We start from the raw sequence: 3,293 nt of genomic DNA, 5'->3' as shown, positions 1-3,293 counted from the left end.
GCGTCGACGGGGTCCTGGACCACACCGCCCGCGCAGCCAAGGCACTCGGGGACCCCCGGACCCTGGACCAGCTGCGCGCCGACGGCCTGCGCGACCTCGTGGTCGGCGACGTGCCCGAGTCCGACGGTCCCGCGTTCGAGGTCCACCTCGACCCACCCCCACCCGTGCTGCCGACCCCGCGCCGCGGGGCGGACTGGCTCGTGACCACCACCCGACGTCAGCCGGTGCACCCGCGCCCGGTCGAACCGATCCCGACCGCCACCATCGTCCCGGTCAGCGAGCCGTCAGCGACACCCCTCCCCGGTTCCGCACCTGACGCTCCCGCCGAGACCGACCCACCGCCTGCCCCGCCTCCCGCCGAGACCGACCCACCGCCTGCCCCGCCTCCCGCCGGGACCGCCCCACTGCCTTCCCCGCGTCCCGCGCCGTCGACCACCACCTCGCCGACCGAGCCGGCGTCCCGCACCAAGTCGACCGAGACCGCGACGACCACCGCCCGGCGGGGTTGCGGGCGCTGCGCCGGCCGACCCGGCGCCGAGGTGCGGGTCACCATCGCCGCCTCCACCCTCCTGGGCCTGGACGACAACCCCGCCGACCTCGACGGGTACGGCCCCATCGACGCCGTCCGCGCCAGGGCACTGGCTGACGGCGGGGTCTGGCGGCGGGTGGTCACCGACCCGGTCACCGACCAGGTCCTGGACGTGGGGCGCGAGCGGTACCGACCACCCGCCGGGCTGGCCGAGTTCGTCCGCACCCGGGACAAGACCTGCGTCGCGCCCGGGTGCACCTTCCCGGCCCGGCGCGCCGACCTGGACCACACCATCGAATACCACCGACAACCCGGCGACCCACCCGATCAACCCCTCGGCAGCACCGACGCCGACAACCTCGGGCCCCTGTGCCACCGCCACCACCGCCTGAAGACCGACGGCGGCTTCCGGCTGCGCCAGATCCAACCCGGGCTGTTCGAGTGGATCACCCCCGCGGGCCACCGGTACCTGGTCCGACCCGGCACCGGCCGGACCCACGACGCCACCACCGACCCCCACGACGCACCGCCACCGTTCTAGTCCGAGGACTCGGCAGCACCCCCGTCCCCCGACCCCGGCCCGGTCCCCCGGCACCCTCGACCGCGCACCCCGGTCGTTCGCCCCGACGCCCAGGCCGCCGGGCGGGTGTCGGTGGCCGGTGCCAGCATCGGGTCATGCGGATCAGGCATCAGGTGACGGTGTTCGACACGGCGGACCTCACGACGGAGAGCGCGTTCTGGGCCGGTGTCCTGGGCGGGACGGTGGAGCGGGAGGACGACTGGCACATGCTCTCCGTCGACGGCGAGCCGCGGATGGGGTTCCAGCTCGCGCCGGACCACGTCCGACCCGACTGGCCGGACGGCGAGCAGCAGCAGATCCACCTCGACCTCTACGTCGAGGACCTCGCGGAGGCGCACGCGCACGTCACGGCGCTGGGCGCGGAGCTGCTGAAGCCGGCGGAGGACCCGGGCGCGCCGGAGGGGTTCCAGGTGTACGCGGACCCGTCCGGGCACCCGTTCTGCCTCTGCTGGTGAGGGCCGCTCAGCCCGCGCCGACCGCGAGCACGTGCTCCCGGTCCGCCAGGTGCCGTGCGACGGCCACCGGGTCGGTGCGTGCCGACAGGTAACCCAGGTACCCGTCCGGCCGGACCAGTGCGGCCCCGTCGTGCCCGATCCCGTACCGGGCGGCGACGGCACCCCCGGGGTCGACCAGCACCGGGCCGTCCCGCGGCCCGGGCCGTGGCGGCGCCGGCAGCACCGGGACGACCGTGCCGAGCCCGCCCAGCACCGCGCGCAGCCGGTCGTGCGACGTCCGGGACAGGCAGGTGGTCAGCAGCAGGTGCCCGGGCCGGCGGAGCAGGTCACCGACCCGCAGCGGGGAGCCGCCCGCGTCGGTCAGCCCCGGCGGGTCGGGCGCGTGGTCACCGGGGCAGGCACCGCGCACGCCGTCGCCGCCGCCCACGACCGGGCTGCCGCGGTACCGCAGCCGCACCTCCGCGAGGCCGGCCGCGACCGCGTCCCCGACGGCGGGCAGGTGGCCCAGCAGCAGCAGGCCGGCGTCCCGCAGATGCCCGCGGGGACCCTGCGTCGCGACCGCGTGCGTCAGGCGGGTGGTCTGCCGGACGACGGCGGCCCCGACCGGGTGCCGCTCCGCGTGATAGCTGTCGAGCAGGGCGTCCGCGGCTCGCCCGGTGCTCACCAGCGCGAGCTTCCAGGCGAGGTTGACCGCGTCCTGCATGCCGGTGTTCATCCCCTGTCCACCCGCCGGGCTGTGGACGTGCGCCGCGTCGCCGGCGAGCAGCACCCGGCCGTGCCGGTACCGCTCGACCTGGCCGTGGTGCACCTCGAACCCGACGAGCCAGCGCGGGTCGCTCAGCCGCCAGTGCTCCCCCATGCGGTCGTCGACGAGCCGCTGCACCTCGTCCAGCGTCGGCCGGGCCACCGGCCCCGGCGGCGGGACCTGCAGCAGGAACCGGGTCCGCCCGTCGGGCATCGGGAACGCCCCCGAGACCCCGTCCGGTCCGGCGAACAGCCGGATCGTGTCCGTCGGGAGCGTGGTCGCCGCGGCGACGTCGGCGAACAGGAAGTGCTCGCCGTCGGGCACGCCCTCGATCCGCTCGCCGACGGCGGCCCGCACCCGGCTGCGCCCGCCGTCGGCGCCGACCACCCAGCCGACGCGCTGGCGTGCCGTCCCCGCCGCGGACGCCAGCGTGACGTCCACGCCGTCCCGGTCCTGCGCGAGGTCGGTCAGGGTGACGCCGCGCTCGACGGCCACGCCGAGCCGCGCGGCCAGGGCGGCGAGCACGGCCTCGGTCGCCGGCTGCGGGGTGTCGAGCGCCCGCGGGTAGCGGGAGTCGATGCCGGTGGTGGGCGCCCGCAGCCGGAGGGTGCCGGCGGGGCCGGAACGGACCTCGACGGCCGTGATCTCGACAGCCCGGGCGGTCAGCTCGTCCAGGACGCCCATCGCCGCCAGGTGCTCCTGGGTGCGGGCGTGCACGACGACCGCGCGGGACTGCGTCGTGGGCTCCGGCATCGCCTCGACCACCCGGACCCGTGCGCCCTGCCGCGCCAGCTCGCACGCGGCGGTCAGCCCGACCGGACCGGCACCGACCACGAGCACGGTCGCCGGCTGCCCCGCTGTCCCGGCCATCGCGCTCCCCCGTCCCGGGCGCCGGCCGGACGCACGGCACCGCTCGCGCCCACCGTGGCCGCGGGTCCCGCCGCCCGGCCTCACCCGCAGCGGATGAGCGGCCGACCCGGGATC

General features: G+C 77.2%; 3 protein-coding genes. 2 read left to right on the top strand and 1 reads right to left on the bottom strand.

Translation table 11 applies throughout. From position 1 onward, the window contains the following. Positions 1 to 1,070: HNH endonuclease signature motif containing protein (locus tag FA014_RS20875; protein ID WP_230323423.1), on the top strand; the 1,070-nt coding region annotated here is incomplete at its 5' end. Positions 1,071 to 1,204: 134 nt separating this feature from the next. Continuing rightward, positions 1,205 to 1,564, top strand: a complete 360-nt coding sequence (locus FA014_RS18885; RefSeq protein WP_154731153.1) for a VOC family protein — start codon at positions 1,205 to 1,207, stop codon at positions 1,562 to 1,564. Between the two features lie 7 nt (positions 1,565 to 1,571). On the opposite strand, the gene FA014_RS18880 is transcribed toward FA014_RS18885, so the two are convergent. Then, a complete protein-coding gene (locus tag FA014_RS18880) occupies positions 1,572 to 3,263 on the bottom strand; it encodes an FAD-dependent oxidoreductase (RefSeq protein ID WP_268865902.1) in 1,692 nt (563 codons plus the stop codon). Positions 3,264 to 3,293 lie beyond the last annotated feature (30 nt).

Source organism: Cellulomonas hominis (genome assembly GCF_005239125.1).
GTDB lineage: Bacteria > Actinomycetota > Actinomycetes > Actinomycetales > Cellulomonadaceae > Cellulomonas > Cellulomonas hominis_A.
Note: the sequence above shows the minus strand (reverse complement) of the source record. Positions and strands in the feature narration are given on the sequence as shown.

Coding starts and splice junctions, on each gene's coding strand:
- FA014_RS18885 (WP_154731153.1), top strand. CDS start 1,205: ATGCGGATCAGGCATCAGGTGACGGTGTTCGACACGGCGGACCTCACG.